At 65.2% G+C, this 13962-nt stretch carries 14 protein-coding genes; 7 read left to right on the top strand and 7 right to left on the bottom strand.

What is annotated here, in order from left to right; genetic code table 11:
* The first annotated feature begins 60 nt into the window (after nucleotides 1–60).
* Nucleotides 61–711 carry an aspartate/glutamate racemase family protein gene (locus tag X268_RS08435; RefSeq protein WP_128924501.1) on the top strand — a complete coding sequence of 217 codons (651 nt, stop codon included), beginning with the start codon at nucleotides 61–63 and terminating at the stop codon, nucleotides 709–711.
* On the opposite strand, the gene X268_RS08430 is transcribed toward X268_RS08435, so the two are convergent.
* Nucleotides 708–1355, bottom strand: coding sequence for a TetR/AcrR family transcriptional regulator (locus X268_RS08430; RefSeq protein WP_128924500.1), 648 nt, complete (start codon nucleotides 1353–1355; stop codon nucleotides 708–710). The genes X268_RS08435 and X268_RS08430 overlap by 4 nt on opposite strands.
* 158 nt (nucleotides 1356–1513) lie before the next feature.
* Between X268_RS08430 and X268_RS08425 the strand changes: the two genes are divergently transcribed.
* From X268_RS08425 to X268_RS08405, 5 genes are read left to right on the top strand one after another with little or no spacing between them, the layout of a single operon-like run.
* Entirely contained in the window at nucleotides 1514–1723 is a 210-nt protein-coding gene (locus X268_RS08425; RefSeq protein WP_100181354.1) for a ferredoxin, read from the top strand.
* Nucleotides 1724–1781: 58 nt separating this feature from the next.
* Entirely contained in the window at nucleotides 1782–3002 is a 1221-nt protein-coding gene (locus X268_RS08420; RefSeq protein ID WP_128924499.1) for a cytochrome P450, read from the top strand.
* A 28-nt stretch (nucleotides 3003–3030) separates the two neighbouring features.
* Nucleotides 3031–4353: an MFS transporter gene (locus X268_RS08415; RefSeq protein ID WP_128924498.1), complete on the top strand. Its 1323-nt coding sequence runs from the start codon at nucleotides 3031–3033 to the stop codon at nucleotides 4351–4353.
* A 3-nt stretch (nucleotides 4354–4356) separates the two neighbouring features.
* Nucleotides 4357–5019, top strand: a complete 663-nt coding sequence (locus X268_RS08410) for a sulfite oxidase-like oxidoreductase (protein ID WP_128924497.1) — start codon at nucleotides 4357–4359, stop codon at nucleotides 5017–5019.
* Between the two features lie 26 nt (nucleotides 5020–5045).
* Nucleotides 5046–6269, top strand: coding sequence for a bifunctional alpha/beta hydrolase/OsmC family protein (locus tag X268_RS08405; protein ID WP_128924496.1), 1224 nt, complete (start codon nucleotides 5046–5048; stop codon nucleotides 6267–6269).
* An 82-nt stretch (nucleotides 6270–6351) separates the two neighbouring features.
* On the opposite strand, the gene pdxR is transcribed toward X268_RS08405, so the two are convergent.
* Complete coding sequence (gene pdxR, locus X268_RS08400; protein ID WP_128924495.1) at nucleotides 6352–7800, bottom strand: MocR-like pyridoxine biosynthesis transcription factor PdxR; 1449 nt, start codon at nucleotides 7798–7800, stop codon at nucleotides 6352–6354.
* Between the two features lie 83 nt (nucleotides 7801–7883).
* Here pdxR and X268_RS08395 point away from each other — a divergent pair, with 83 nt between their 5' ends.
* The gene (locus X268_RS08395) at nucleotides 7884–8798 is read left to right on the top strand and encodes a DMT family transporter (protein ID WP_128924494.1); all 915 of its coding nucleotides are present in this window, start codon (nucleotides 7884–7886) and stop codon (nucleotides 8796–8798) included.
* Here the strand turns inward: X268_RS08395 and X268_RS08390 are convergent.
* From X268_RS08390 to paaE, 5 genes are all read right to left on the bottom strand, one after another.
* The gene (locus X268_RS08390; RefSeq protein WP_164937615.1) at nucleotides 8777–9835 is read right to left on the bottom strand and encodes a YeeE/YedE family protein; all 1059 of its coding nucleotides are present in this window, start codon (nucleotides 9833–9835) and stop codon (nucleotides 8777–8779) included. The genes X268_RS08395 and X268_RS08390 overlap by 22 nt on opposite strands.
* Nucleotides 9836–9837: 2 nt before the next feature.
* A complete protein-coding gene (locus X268_RS08385; RefSeq protein ID WP_128924492.1) occupies nucleotides 9838–10842 on the bottom strand; it encodes a quinone oxidoreductase family protein in 1005 nt (334 codons plus the stop codon).
* A 102-nt stretch (nucleotides 10843–10944) separates the two neighbouring features.
* Complete coding sequence (paaK, locus tag X268_RS08380) at nucleotides 10945–12276, bottom strand: phenylacetate--CoA ligase PaaK (RefSeq protein WP_128924491.1); 1332 nt, start codon at nucleotides 12274–12276, stop codon at nucleotides 10945–10947.
* Between the two features lie 42 nt (nucleotides 12277–12318).
* Complete coding sequence (gene paaI, locus X268_RS08375; RefSeq protein WP_164937614.1) at nucleotides 12319–12777, bottom strand: hydroxyphenylacetyl-CoA thioesterase PaaI; 459 nt, start codon at nucleotides 12775–12777, stop codon at nucleotides 12319–12321.
* Nucleotides 12778–12878: 101 nt separating this feature from the next.
* On the bottom strand, nucleotides 12879–13961 hold the full coding sequence (gene paaE, locus X268_RS08370) for a 1,2-phenylacetyl-CoA epoxidase subunit PaaE (protein WP_128924489.1): 1083 nt from the start codon (nucleotides 13959–13961) through the stop codon (nucleotides 12879–12881).
* Nucleotide 13962: the final 1 nt, after the last annotated feature.

Raw genomic sequence — 13962 nt, 5'->3', positions numbered from 1 at the left:
CCAGTGTCCCGGACGCGTAGCGGCGTCCAGGGCACGAGACCTGTCAGGTAGTCACCTTCAATGACGACGCCCCCGCGCATCGCGCTGATCCACGCCCTCAAGCACTCCATCGCGCCGATCGAGGCAGCGTTCGCGACCGCGTGGCCGGAGGCGCGGCTGATGAATCTGCTCGACGACAGCCTGTCGGCGGATCTGGCCCGCGACGGCGCGCTCAACGAGGCCATGACCGAGCGCTTCCTCGCGCTCGGCGATTATGCGGCGGCGACCGGGGCGAATGGGATTCTGTTCACCTGCTCGGCCTTCGGCCCCTGTATCGAGGCGGTCGCGCGCGCGCATGCGCCAATGCCCGTGCTCAAGCCGAACGAGGCGATGATCGAGCGCGCGGTGACGATGGGCAGGCGCATCGGCCTGCTGTCCACCTTCCCGCCGACCCTGGTGTCGATGCCGCCGGAGTTTCCCGCCGCGGTCCAGGTCGTGCCGAAACTTGCCGAGGGCGCGCTGGCGGCGCTCGACCGCGGCGACCGTGTCACGCACGACCGGCTGATCGTCGAAGCGTCGAAGGACCTGCGCCATTGCGACGTCATCGCGCTGGCGCAGTTCAGCATCGCAGCGACGGCACCACTGGTCGCGGAAGCCACCGGCCGTCCCGTGGTGACCACGCCTGACAGCGCCGTCGACAAGCTGATGACGCTGCTGGGGGCGAAAGCTTAGAGAGCGGTCGTCTTCCGGCGCCGCGCGTCCTTGATCGCGACCGCGAGCGCGGCCTTCGTCTCGCGGACGAAATCCTCGACCAGTTCCTCGCGCGTGGCATGGGCCGCTTCGCCGGTGAACAGACCCTGCTCGGCCAGCATCACGACGCCGTGCAGCGCCGCCCAGATCTTGAGCGCTTGCCGCTCGCGCAAATAGCCGACCGCGGGCGCTTCCAGCGCTTCGATCACGAGCGCAAACGTCTCGCGCGTGGCCTCGTGCAGCTCGCTGCCTTTGGCCGCGCATGAGACGGTGCGCGAGGCGAACATCAGGCGGTAGATGCCGTTGCGGCGCAGACCGAAATCCAGGGTCGCCTGAGCCAGCCGCGACAGCTTTGATTGCTTCGATGGCTTTGCCATTGCCTCGCGCAGCATTGCGCTGAGCTGGCGAAACGCCTCCGCCGTCACCGCCGCAAGCAGCGCCTCGCGATCGGCAAAGTGCCGATACGGCGCCGGCTGCGAGACGCCGAGCTGCTTCGCCAGTGCCTTGATGCTGATCGCCTCGGCACCGCCCTGCTCCGCTTCGCGCAGCGCGGCCTTGATCAAGGCGTCGCGGAGATCGCCATGATGATAGGTGTTGTCGGGCTTGCGGGCGAGTTGGGAGCGCATGTTATGGCCAAGCCTATAAGTTTGCGCTTGACAGGGAAAGCCTGCCGCGAATGTAATAGCATATAACTTAAAGCCCGCGGTAAATGCCGCGGATAAGATTGACATGAGGAACGCGCCGCCCTGCGGGGCCACGCGCGCATACGACCAAGGATGCCGCCATGACAGAGCGACTGAGGGTTCACGTCGATCCCGACAAATGCCAGGGCCACGCGCGCTGCAAGGCACTCGCGCCGGAGCTTTTCGAGCTCGACGAATTTGGCAACGCGCACGAAGCCGGCGACGGCACGGTCCCGCCCGGGCTCGAAGACAAGGCCTGGCTCGCCAAATCCAACTGCCCGGAAATCGCAATCGATGTGATCGAGGAGTAGCGCGGCCTTCCCCCGCCCGCGTGCGCTATTCGACCACCAGCCCGAGGATTCCCCCGACATGTCCGACGTCAGCCAGCCTGTCGCCCACCCGCCCGTCATCGACTGGGTCAACGATTTCGACCACACCGATCCGCAGTGGACGGAAGACCCGTTCCCGATCTGGGATGAGCTGCGCGCCGCAAGCCCAGTCGTGCACACCGAGCGCTTCCTCGGCTGCTACATGCCGACGACCTATGAGGCCGTTCGCGAAATAGCCAACGACACCGAGCATTTCTCCTCGCGCCGCATCATCGTCCGCGACGTGCGGCCGGAGATCGCCAGGAACGCACCCCCGCCGATCCCCTCGGACCCGCCCGTGCATAAGCCGGCCAAGCAGCTGCTGCTGCCGCCGTTCACGCCGGATGCGATGAAGAAGCTGGAACCGCGGATGCGCGCGATCTGCAACGAGCTGATCGACGGGTTCATCGCCGACGGCAAGGTCGACGCCGCAGGGCGCTACAGCAAGTACATCCCGGTGCGAGCCATCGCGCATATGCTCGGCATTCCCGAGAGCGACAGCGATCTCTTCATCAACTGGATTCACATGATCCTCGAGCTCGGCATCAAGGACGAGACCAAGCTGGTCCAGGCCGTGCAGGAGATGAGCGCCTATTTCAGGACCCACATCGAAGAGCGCAGATCGAGGCCCACCGACGATCTGATTTCCTACCTGATGAACGCCAAGGACAAGGAGGGCCAGCCGCTGGAAGAGTCCCACGTGCTGGGCTCGCTGCGCCTGCTGCTGATTGCGGGCATCGACACCACCTGGAGCGCGATCGGTTCCTCGCTGTGGCATCTCGCAAAGACGCCGGCCGATCGCGAGCGTCTGATCGCCGAGCCCGCGCTGATCCCGACCGCGGTGGAGGAACTGCTGCGTGCCTATTCGCCGGTGACGATGGCGCGCGAGGTAGTCAAGGAGACGACAATCTCGGGCTGCCCGGTCAAGGCGGGCAACATGGTGCTGTTGTCCTTCCCGGCCGCCAATCGCGATCCCAAGGTGTTTCCGGATGCTGACAAAGTCGTGATCGACCGGCGCGAAAATCGCCACGCCGCCTTCGGTCTCGGCATCCATCGCTGCGTCGGTTCCAACCTCGCGCGCATGGAGATGCAGGTTGCGCTGGAGGAATGGCTGACACGCATTCCGGACTTCCGGCTCGATCCGGCAGGCACGGTGACCTGGTCGCAGGGCACGGTGCGAGGCCCCCGCCAGTTGCCATTTCTGCTCGGAAAGGCGATGTAGGCCTTTCCAGACAGTGGAGAGGCCGGACGTGACTGAGCTAACAACCCAACCGGCCTCTGACAACATCGACCTCGCCGACGCCAAGCGGCGGATCAAGGCGATCTTCATCGGCTCCATCGGCAATCTCGTCGAGTGGTACGATTTCTACGCCTACACGGCATTCGCGCTCTATTTCGCGCCAGCCTTCTTTCCAGGCAACGACCCCGTCGTCCAGCAATTGAACGTCGCCGTCGTTTTCGCGGCGACCTTCCTGATGCGGCCCTTGGGCGGCTGGTTCTTCGGCTACCTCGCCGACCATTTCGGCCGACGCATCTCGCTGACCCTGTCGGTCGTCTTCATGTGCTTCGGCTCGCTGATCATCGCGCTGACGCCGACTTATGCCACGATCGGCTTTGCCGCGCCGGTGATCTTGGCGGTCGCCCGCATCATCGAGGGCCTGAGCCTCGGCGGCGAATATGGCGCCAGCGCGACCTATCTCAGCGAGGTCGCCGACCCCAGGCACCGCGGCTTCTATTCCAGCTTTCAGTACGTGACGCTGATCGGGGGCCAGCTCACCGCGATCATCGTGCTGCTACTCCTGCAGAAGGTGTTCCTCACGCCAGAGGAGCTGAAAGCCTGGGGCTGGCGCATCCCGTTCGCGATCGGCGCGATGCTCGCGATCGTGGCTGCCGTGATGCGGCGCGGCTTGCACGAGACTGAGGCGTTCGAGGAGGCCAAGAAGGTGGTGAAGCCCACCGGCTCGATCACCAACCTGCTGCGCTATCCGCGCGAGCTCCTGCTGGTGGTCGGGCTCACCGCCGGCGGCACCGCGGCGTTCTACACCTTCACCACCTACATGCAGACCTTCGTCAAGCTGTCGGTGGGCTTGACGGAAGACCAGACCACGCTGGTCATCTTCGGCACCTTGATCTTCGCGACCATCCTGCAGCCGATCTATGGTGCCATCTCGGACAAGATCGGACGTAAGCCGCTCCTGATCTTCTTCGGTGTCGCCGGCACGCTTGCGACGGTTCCGCTGTTGATGACGCTGAAGGAGACCAAGTCGCCCTTCATCGCCTTCATCCTGATCTGCGCCGCCTGGCTGTTCGTCGCCGGCTACACCTCGATCAATGCGGTGGTGAAGGCCGAGCTGTTCCCGACCAATGTCCGCGCGCTCGGCGTTGGCCTGCCCTATGCCATCACGGTTTCGATCTTCGGCGGCACGGCACCGGCGATCGCGCTCTATTTCAAGAGCATCGGGCACGAAGACTGGTTCTACTTCTATCTCAGTGGCATCATCTGCCTGTCGCTGATCATCTATTCCACCATGCGCGACACCAAGCACGCTTCCGCGATGCACCGCCACGAGTAGCCAATGCCCGACGACAATGAGCCGCCCGATAGCAAGCTGACCCGCACCAAGGAGAAATGGGCGCGCGAAGGCCGCTTCCTCACCGGCAAGATCACGCGCCCGGAAGACCAGCGCCTGCCGCCGGGCCAGCATCTTACCAAGGACTGGCCGGTGCTCGATCTCGGGGTCACGCCGCCGGTGTCGCGCGAGCGTTGGCGACTGGACGTCTACGGCGCGGTCGAGACCCCCGTGTTCTGGACCTTTGCGGAGTTCGCCGCGCAAAAGCAGGCCCGGTTCATTTCCGACATTCATTGCGTGACGACCTGGTCGCGCTACGACAATGAATGGGAGGGGCTCGCCACGCGCGACCTGCTCGCAGCCTGCCAGCCGCACGAGGATGCGCGCTTCGTGGTGCTGCATTCCTATGACGGCTACACCACCAACCTCGCGCTGGAAGACTTTGCCGCCGAGGATGCGCTGCTCGCCCATAGCTGGTCTGGCCAGCCGCTGACGGAAGAGCATGGCGGCCCAGTGCGCCTGGTGGTGCCGCATCTCTATTTCTGGAAGAGCGCGAAATGGCTCCAGGCCATCGAATTCCTGATCGAGGACGCGCCGGGCTTCTGGGAAGTCCGCGGCTATCATAACCGCGGCGACCCCTGGGCCGAGCAGCGCTATTCGGACGATTAGAATTCGAGCAAGAACGGGGGAAGCCCATGCCGACGGAACGCTTTCAATTCACCGGCGAAGGCGGTCACCAGCTTTCGGCCGCACTCGAGCTGCCCGACGGCGATCCCGCCGCTTTCGCGCTGTTTGCGCACTGCTTCACCTGCGGCAAGGATACGCTGGCGGCCAAGCGCATCTCGGTGGCGCTCGCCGCCAAGGGCATCGCGGTGCTGCGCTTCGACTTCACCGGGCTCGGCTCGAGCGAAGGCGATTTTGCCAATTCGACCTTCTCCTCCAACGTTGCCGATCTCGTCCGCGCGGCCGATCATCTGCGCAGCGCCCGCAAGGCGCCGTCGATCCTGATCGGCCACAGCCTCGGCGGCGCCGCGATCCTGGCCGCCGCCGGAAAGATCCCGGAAGCCAGCGCAGTCGTGACCATCGCGGCGCCATCTGATCCGGCACACGTGACCGGTCTCTTCAAGGAGCATATCGAGAACATCCGCGCGCAGGGCGAGGTCGAGGTCACGCTGGCGGGGCGCCCGTTCCGCATCAGGCGCGAATTCCTCGACGATATCGCCGAGCACGAGCTGATGAAGGATGTCACCGGTCTGCACAAGGCGCTGCTGGTGATGCACTCGCCTGTCGACGACACCGTCGGCATCGACAACGCGACCAAGATCTTCGTTGCGGCCAGGCACCCCAAGAGCTTCGTCTCGCTCGACCATGCGGATCATCTGCTGACCAAGCCGGCCGACGCGCTCTACGCGGCCGACGTGATCGCGGCCTGGGCCAGCCGCTACATCGACACGGCAAAACCTGCGAGAGTGATGGATCTTCCGGAGGAGCCGCGGAAGGTCGTGGTCCAGGAGACGCGCAAGAGCAAATTCAACCAGATCATCACCGTCGGCCCCCATCGGCTTGTCGCGGACGAGCCTGTTGCGGCCGGTGGCGAGGATGCCGGCCCTGGGCCCTACGACTTCCTGCTCGCTGGCCTAGGCGCCTGCACGTCCATGACCATGCGCCTCTACGCCGACCGCAAGTCGCTGCCGCTCGACCGCGTCACGGTCACGCTGAAACATTCCAAGATCTACGCCAAGGACTGCGCGGAGTGCGAGACGCGCGAAGGTATGCTCGACCAGATCGAGCGCGACATCGCGATCGACGGCGCGCTCGACGCCGAACAGCGCAGGAAGCTGATGGAGATCGCCGACAAGTGTCCGGTGCACCGCACGCTGACATCGGAGATCCGGATCGTGACGAAGGCCGTGGATTGAAGCGTTATTGTTTGAGCACGATCTTCCCGGAAAACCACTTCGCACTTTGCGCTAACGCGGCCCTTCGGGTCCGGATTATGCTTTAGAAGCACGAGGCCATCGTCCGCAATGCCGCGCTGATCTCGCTCTCGCGCCACGCCGCGAAGCCGAGCAGCAGGCCGTGATCACGCGGCTGGCCGAGCGCCAGGCTGGATATGGCGCGCGTGACAACGCCCGCCTCAACGAGTCGCTTCGCCACCGCCTGATCGGCGCGGCCGCGCTTGAGACGCGCCACGAGCTGGATGCCGCCCGAGGGAACCTCGACCGAGAGCACGTCGCCGAGATGGCGCTGCAGCCCCCCGACGAGATGATCGCGCCGCGCGTGAGAGAGCCGGCGCATCCGCCGCAGATGTGCGAGGAAATGCCCGTCGGCAATGAACTCAGCCAGGGCTTCCTGGACAGGGCTGGCGGCGATCAGCCCGATATGCCGCTGCGCGATCTCCAGCGTGCTCACCAATGCCGGGGGCGCGACGAGATAGCCGAGCCGGATGTCCGGCGTCATCGCCTTGGAGAAGGTGCCGACGTAGAACACGCGGCCGTGGACATCCAACCCCTGCAACGCCGGCACCGGCCGGCTGTCGTAGTGGAATTCGCCGTCATAGTCGTCCTCCACGATCCAGGTCTTGCCGGGCCTGCTCAGCTTCAGAAATTCGGTGCGACGGGCGAGTGACATGAGTCGCCCGGTCGGATGCTGGTGCGAAGGCGTCATGAAGATCAGCGTTGGCGGCGCCAGGCCCGCAACCCGCTGCATCCCCTGTTCGTCCAGACCGATGCCGGTGACGCGCGCACCGGAGGCACGGAAGGCGGCTGCGGCACCGGGATAGCCGGGGTCCTCGACCCAGACCTCATCGCCCGGCGTGATGACGGCAGCCGCAATCAAGGTGAGCGCAGCCTGCGCGCTCGGCAGGATCAGGATCTGCTCCGCGCCGGCGCGAACGCCTCTGTTGGTCGCGAGGTAATGCGCCAGCGCCGCGCACAAGCGCGGCCGGTTGACCGGGCCGAGCTCGCGCTTGGCTGCCCCTACGGCGGTCCGGCGCAGGCAACGTCCCCAGATCTCGTATGGAAATTCTCTTGCGTCGCAATGGCCCGGACGCAACGGCTTGAGCGGTGCCAGATAGGACATCGGCCAGTCCGTCTGCTTGAGCTGTGAAGCCCAGGGCGAGAGCCGCGGCTGACCGGAGCGCGGACGCGGTGTAGCCGCCTCCGCCGCATCGAGCCGCTCCGCACCGTCGACGGTCACCACCGCGCGCCGCCCGTGCGATGCAGCCAGATAACCCTCCGCGGCGAGCTGCTCGAACGCGTAGGTGACGGTGTTGCGGGACACGCCAAGATCGCGCGCGAGCCGGCGGCTCGACGGCAGCACATGGCCCTTACCGAGGCGACCGCTCGCAATCAGGCTTCGGAGCTGACCGGTCAGCCGCGCCGTCAACCCCTCGTCGCCGGCGCGATCGAGGTCGATCAGGCCCGCGATCATGCTCTCGGAAACTGGCATTTCATTCTTCTCAAATCTGGCACTTTTTCAGGTGCCAGACGGGATGCTATCCGCGGCGCTGGACTGTTTCAAGGATCATCGCAATGAACGCCCTTTCCCCTCGCGCAGCCGTCGGCCTGTTCCTCATCGTTGTGCTGGCCTGGGGCGTGAACTGGTCGGTGACGAAACAGCTCGTCCAGTTTCTTCCGCCGCTTTGGACTTCGGCGATCCGCAGCTGGATCGCGCTGGCCGGATTGTTCGTGATCCTCGGGCTCAGCAACAACCTGGTGATCCCGGAGCGGCGCGACATTCCGGTGGTCCTGAGCGTGGCGCTGCTGCACATGACGTTGTTCTCGGTCCTGGTTGCGGCCGGTGTGCGCTTCCTGCCCGCGAGCAAGGCCATCGTGCTGGGCTACACCACGCCGCTCTGGGTCGCCATCGCCGCTCCTTTGCTGGGGAAGGATACGCTGACCGTGGCAAAGCTCGCCGGCGCCCTGCTTGGATTGATCGGCCTTGCCGTGATCCTGAACCCGTCCTCGATCGACTGGACCAATGCGAACGTCGTGCTCGGCGCCGGCATGGTCATCCTGGCTGCGATCTCGTGGGCGGCCAACATCATCTATATCCGCGCGCACCGCTGGATCGCGTCGCCGCTCCAGCTCCTGATCTGGCAGGTGCTCGTCGCGACGATCGTGCTGACAGGGTCGGCGCTGGTGACGGACGGCCTGCCGCACGCGGAATGGTCATGGAGGCTCGTCCTGCTGTTTGTGTACTCCGGCCTGATCGGGACGGCGCTGGCCTATTGGGCGATGTCGATGGTCAACAAGAGCATCTCGGCGCTGACGACGGCACTCGGCACCACGGGAACGCCGCTCGTCGGCATCGCCAGCGCCGCGATCCTGCTCGGCGAGCCCATCGACGTCAGTCTCGCCGTTGCGGCCGGGCTGATCATCAGCGGCATCGCCCTTGCGACGCTAGGCGACCGCTTGCTGCGAACTCAGGCCACAGCGAGAGGCTGAACCCGCAAGCGTCCGCGCAGGCCCGCCGTGGTTCCGAGCAGAATTCCGGCAACCGCGACGAACGAGCCCAGCGCGAGGGTGGAGACGCCGGTGAGCCCCTGCCCGATCGAGCAGCCGAACGCCATCACGCCGCCGATCCCCATCAGCGCGGCACCGGTACCTGAGCGCAGCATGTGGCGTGGCGACGAATAGCCTTCGAGCTTGAAGCGGCCAGTTGCGAGTGCCGTCACCAGACTTCCGGCGAAGACGCCGGCAACCGTCGCGATGCCGAAGTTCAGCGTCAGGCCGGTCGAGAGCATGACGTATTGCAGGCTATCGGCGATCGGCGCGATGAAGGTGAGCGAGGTCACCGGGATGGGATTGAAGTCGTCGGCGCCGAGATAACCGGTTACGTACCAGCCGCCGGCGACGAGGAGGCCCACGATGATGCCCGCGGCGATCTGGCCGGGCGAACGGCGGAACGCCGGATGCGCGAAAGCAAACAGGATCAACGCGACGACGACCATGACGGCAGCGAGCACGCGCGAAAACGCCTCCGGGAGACCGAGCGTCGCCAGCAAGGACGGCAGCGAATTTGCAGTGACCGTGACCTGCGAGGCCTGGACCAGCGCAATGCGCGCCGGCGCGATCAGGCCCTTGAGCGTCATCTGCGCGGCGATGGCAAGCACGATCACGACGACGAAGGAGCGGAGATTGCCGCGGCCGAGCAGCACCAGCGCGCGGGAGCCGCAGCCGTTCGACAGCACCATGCCGTAGCCGAAGAGCAGGCCGCCCAGGAACAGCACCGGCGCCGAGAATGATGGTTGCAGGTAGATCGACTTGCCGAGATCGATCGTGCCATTACCGGCAAGACACTGGCTTGCGGCGATCGCAGTCGCGATCGCCAGCGCATAGGTCCGCACCAGCCGCCCGTCCCCCTCGGTCAGCCAGCCGCGCATGCTGCTCATCAGGCAGAAGCCGCTGAGCAGGCCCACGGCGCCGTAGACAAGACCGATGCCGAGACCGGCGAGGACGACGAGTTGCGCGGACGCTTCCATGATCACGGCTTGAGGATCACCCGGTCGCGCGAGGAGCCCGCGACTGCGACATAGGCCTCCCTGGCGCGCTCGAGCGGATAGACGGCATTCGCCTTGATCGGAAACGGTTTCAGGCGGCCGCTCGCAAAGCCTGGGCCGAGGTCCCGCAGCACCGCGCCGGTTGCTGTCGACGACAGGCCGAGCGTGTCGATGCCGACATAGGTGTGCTGGCCCCGATAGAATTCGAGAATGTTGAACTGCACGATGCGGTCGATCGCGGCAATCAGGATCTGGCGACCGCGCAACGCGAGCGACTTGTGCGCTGCCTGGAAATAGGGATCGCCCACCGTGTTGAAGACAATGTCGGCGCCCTTGCCGCCGGTCAATTCGCGCACGCGTGCGGCAACGTCCGTCGCGGAGGCGTCGATCACCTCGATCGGCGCGTTGCTGTGGCCTTCGTAAGCTTCGGCCTTGCGTACCACGCCGATGACGTTCGCGCCCTGCCATGTCGCGATCTGCACCGCAGCCTGACCGACCTTGCCGTTGACGCCGAACACCAGCACGGTGTCGCCGCTCTTCGGCACACCCGCGCGACGAAAGCCTTCCATTGCGGTGACGAAGGGAACACCGATGCCGGCCGCCTCCTCCCACGATACCGTGCTCGGCTTCTCAACCACGGCATCGGCCTCGACCACGAGATGGCTCGCGTGGGTGCCGTCGCGGCGGATGCCGAGATCGCCGGAGGAGCCAAACACCTCGCGGCCGACCGTGCCGGCCGGTCCGTCGATGACCACGCCGGAATAATCGCGGCCCGGCGTGCGCGGGAACACGGCATAGGGCATCAACCCGGTCGCAGCCTTCACGTCGGAGGGATTGACGGCCGCAGCCTTCACCTCGATCAGGAGATCGTCCGGCCCGCGCGTCAGCGTGTGGCGTTCGACCACCGGCGCAAGCGCGGCGGCGTTCTCCGCCTTGGCCCGGAGGCGTACGCAGCGCGCTTCGACGGATTTGGCATCGACTGACGACATAAAAAGACCCGCGATTTCTCGCGGGCCTTGTCGCCTTTGGGGCCGGTCAAGTCAACCGCCTCGCGGCCCCGGTGGCGCCTCCTCACCATGAGGAGCGAGAGATCAATCCTTGGGCCGCTTGTCGTAGAGCCGCTTGGCCTTGCCGAGCGAGCGTTCCAGCGTCGCCGGTGCCACCACCCGCACCTTGGAGCTGATCCCGATCGTATTCTTGATGTGCGTCGAGATCCGGTCGGCATGGTCGACGAGACCCCTTCCGTCCCAGCTTTCCGACCGCGCCTCGGCAATGATGGTCAGCTCGTCCATGCGACCTTCGCGGGTGAGTTCCAGGATGAAGTGCCCGCCGCACCAGTCGGTCGCGAGCAGCACCTCCTCGATCTGGGTCGGGAACAGGTTGACGCCGCGCAGGATGATCATGTCGTCGGAACGGCCCGTCACTTTCTCCATGCGCCGCATGCCCGGCCGCGCCGTGCCCGGCAGCAGCCGCGTCAGGTCGCGGGTACGATAGCGGATCACCGGGAAGGCCTCCTTGGTGAGCGAGGTGAAGACCAGCTCGCCCTTCTCGCCATCGGGCAGCACTGCGCCTGTCTCGGGGTCGATCACTTCGGGATAGAAATGGTCCTCCCAGATATGAAGGCCATCCTTGGTCTCGATGCATTCCTGCGCGACCCGGGGGCCGATCACCTCGGAGAGACCGTAAATGTCGGTCGCATCCATGTCGAAGGCTTCCTCGATCTCGGCGCGCATCGCGTTGGTCCAGGGCTCGGCGCCGAAAATGCCGATCTTGAGCGAACACTGGCGCGGATCGAGCCTCTGGCGCTTGAACTCGTCGAGAATTGCCAGCATGTAGCTCGGCGTCACCGTGATGATGTCGGGACGGAAGTCGTTGATGAGCTGCCCCTGCCGCTCGGTCATGCCGCCGGAGATCGGCACCACGGTGCAACCGAGCTTCTCGGCGCCATAGTGGACACCAAGCCCGCCGGTGAAGAGACCGTAGCCATAGGCATTGTGGATGATCATGCCGGTGCGGCCGCCGGCGGCGCGGATCGAGCGCGCCATCACGTCCGACCATGTGTCGATATCTCGTTGCGTATAACCAACGACGATCGGCTTGCCGGTTGTGCCGGAGGAGGCATGCACGCGCACCAGGTTCTCGCGCGGCACGGCGAACATGTTGAAGGGATAATTGTCGCGCAAATCCGTCTTCACGGTGAACGGAAATTTCGCGAGATCGGACAGCTCGCGAAAGTCGGACGGGTGCACACCGGCCTCGTCGAAGGACTTGCGATAATGCCCGACATTGTCATAGGCGTGCTTCAGCGACCAGGCCAGCCGCTGCTTCTGCAGCGCCATGATCTCGTCGCGCGAGGCGCGCTCATGCGCATCCATCTCGGGGCTATAGGCGCTGCCACCTTGCTTCAGCCTCGTCAGGTTCATCTTGGCTTCCCCACATCATCGGTTTTCTTTTTATGTTGGTCTTTATTTGTCTTGCGGTTCCTGGGTCGGCAGCCAAGTTCCGGCAATGACCCGCGAATGCCCGCGGAATTCCGCGATCACGGTGTCGCCGGCGGTGACCCGCACGTCATAGATGCCGGAGCGTCCACCGCGCGTGACCTCCCGCGCCCTCGCGACGAGGCGATCTCCGAGCCTGCCCGGCTTGATGAACGTGATCTGTCCCTGCGCGGCAACGACGCGGTCGTTATGCGAGTTGCAGGCGAAGGCAAAGGCGGAATCGGCGAGCGTGAAGATGAAGCCGCCATGGGCAATGCGCTGGCCATTGACCATGTCCGGCCGCACGGTCATTGCGAGCGTCGCGAAGCCCGGGCCGATCTCGACGATCTCCATGCCGAGGCCCTTGGAGGCATCGTCCTCGGCCCACATCGCATCGGCGCAGGCGCGGGCAACATTCTCAGGCGACAAAGCGGCTTTGAGGTTCACGCGCCTCTCCCGGTCAAATGCTTGCACATGATGTTCTGCTGGTTGGCCAAAACTGTCAAATAATGCGACGCATTTGCATCGCCGGCGTCTGATGCGGCTGCTCAGACATGGTCATAATCGACCACGACGCGCTCCGACGACGGCTTGGCCTGGCAGGTCAGGACGAAGCCCGCCTTCAACTCCCACGGCTCCAGCGAATAGTTGATGTCCATCGGCGCCTCGCCTTCGACCAGCTTGGCGCGGCAGGTCGAGCACATGCCGCCCTTGCAGGCGAAGGGCAGATCGACGCCGGCCCGCAGCGCGGCATCGAGGATCGCCTCGTCCTCGGCGACCGGGACGTCACGCCGCTTGCCGTCGATGATCAGCGAGGCGATTGCCTTCGGCGGGGCGTCGGGAGCAACCGGCTTCTTCGGCCGCGGTTTGCCACCAAATTCGGAGACGAAGCGCTCGACATGGATGCGATCTTCCGCAATCCCGAGGTTACGGCAAGTCGCTTCGATCTCCTCGCTCATGCCTGAAGGGCCGCAGATGAAGACGTGATCGACGCTTCCCGCCGGCACCAGCGAGCGGAGCAGCACCCTCACCTTGGCGCCGTCGAGCCGGCCATGCAGGATCGGAATATCCTGCTCCTCGCCGGAGATGACGTGGAAGATCGAGAGGCGATCGATAAAGCGGTCCTTGAGCTCCTCCAGCGCTTCGAGGAACATGATGTTGTCGGTGGTGCGGTTGCCGTAGAACAGGAAGAAACGGCCATCCGGCTCACGCGCGAGCGTCCCCTTGACGATCGACAGGATCGGCGTGATGCCGGAACCTGCGGCGAAGCCGACATGAATGCGCGCGCGATCTGCCGGTGGGACCACGCCGAAGCGGCCGGTCGGCGTCATCACGTCGAGCTCGTCGCCGCATTTGAGATCCTCGGCCGCCCAGCTCGAAAACGCGCCGCCGTCGACCTTCTTCACGGCGATACGGATCTCGCCGTCGTCCGGACCCGAGCAGATCGAATATGAGCGGCGCACCTCCTCTCCATCCAGCGTGGTGCGGAGCGTGAGGTACTGGCCGGGCGTAAAGGCGTAGTCGCGCGCGAGCTCGGCGGGAATCGCGAAGGTCATCGAGACGGCATCGATCGCCTCGCGGCGGAGGTCGTTGACGGCCAGGCGGTGGAAGCGGGGTGCGGCGGCTGACATG

This window comes from Bradyrhizobium guangxiense, assembly GCF_004114915.1.
GTDB lineage: Bacteria > Pseudomonadota > Alphaproteobacteria > Rhizobiales > Xanthobacteraceae > Bradyrhizobium > Bradyrhizobium guangxiense.
The sequence above is the reverse complement of the archived record's forward strand: the minus strand, read 5'-3'. Positions and strand labels throughout refer to the sequence as shown.

What these genes read in the sequence shown, in the direction of transcription:
- X268_RS08435 (WP_128924501.1), top strand. Translation starts at nt 61, where the DNA reads ATGACGACGCCCCCGCGCATCGCGCTGATCCACGCCCTCAAGCACTCC.
- X268_RS08390 (WP_164937615.1), bottom strand. Translation starts at nt 9,835, where the DNA reads ATGGAAGCGTCCGCGCAACTCGTCGTCCTCGCCGGTCTCGGCATCGGT.
- X268_RS08405 (WP_128924496.1), top strand. Translation starts at nt 5,046, where the DNA reads ATGCCGACGGAACGCTTTCAATTCACCGGCGAAGGCGGTCACCAGCTT.
- X268_RS08395 (WP_128924494.1), top strand. Translation starts at nt 7,884, where the DNA reads ATGAACGCCCTTTCCCCTCGCGCAGCCGTCGGCCTGTTCCTCATCGTT.
- paaK (WP_128924491.1), bottom strand. Translation starts at nt 12,276, where the DNA reads ATGAACCTGACGAGGCTGAAGCAAGGTGGCAGCGCCTATAGCCCCGAG.
- X268_RS08410 (WP_128924497.1), top strand. Translation starts at nt 4,357, where the DNA reads ATGCCCGACGACAATGAGCCGCCCGATAGCAAGCTGACCCGCACCAAG.
- X268_RS08420 (WP_128924499.1), top strand. Translation starts at nt 1,782, where the DNA reads ATGTCCGACGTCAGCCAGCCTGTCGCCCACCCGCCCGTCATCGACTGG.
- paaE (WP_128924489.1), bottom strand. Translation starts at nt 13,961, where the DNA reads ATGTCAGCCGCCGCACCCCGCTTCCACCGCCTGGCCGTCAACGACCTC.
- X268_RS08425 (WP_100181354.1), top strand. Translation starts at nt 1,514, where the DNA reads ATGACAGAGCGACTGAGGGTTCACGTCGATCCCGACAAATGCCAGGGC.
- X268_RS08385 (WP_128924492.1), bottom strand. Translation starts at nt 10,842, where the DNA reads ATGTCGTCAGTCGATGCCAAATCCGTCGAAGCGCGCTGCGTACGCCTC.
- pdxR (WP_128924495.1), bottom strand. Translation starts at nt 7,800, where the DNA reads ATGCCAGTTTCCGAGAGCATGATCGCGGGCCTGATCGACCTCGATCGC.
- X268_RS08430 (WP_128924500.1), bottom strand. Translation starts at nt 1,355, where the DNA reads ATGCGCTCCCAACTCGCCCGCAAGCCCGACAACACCTATCATCATGGC.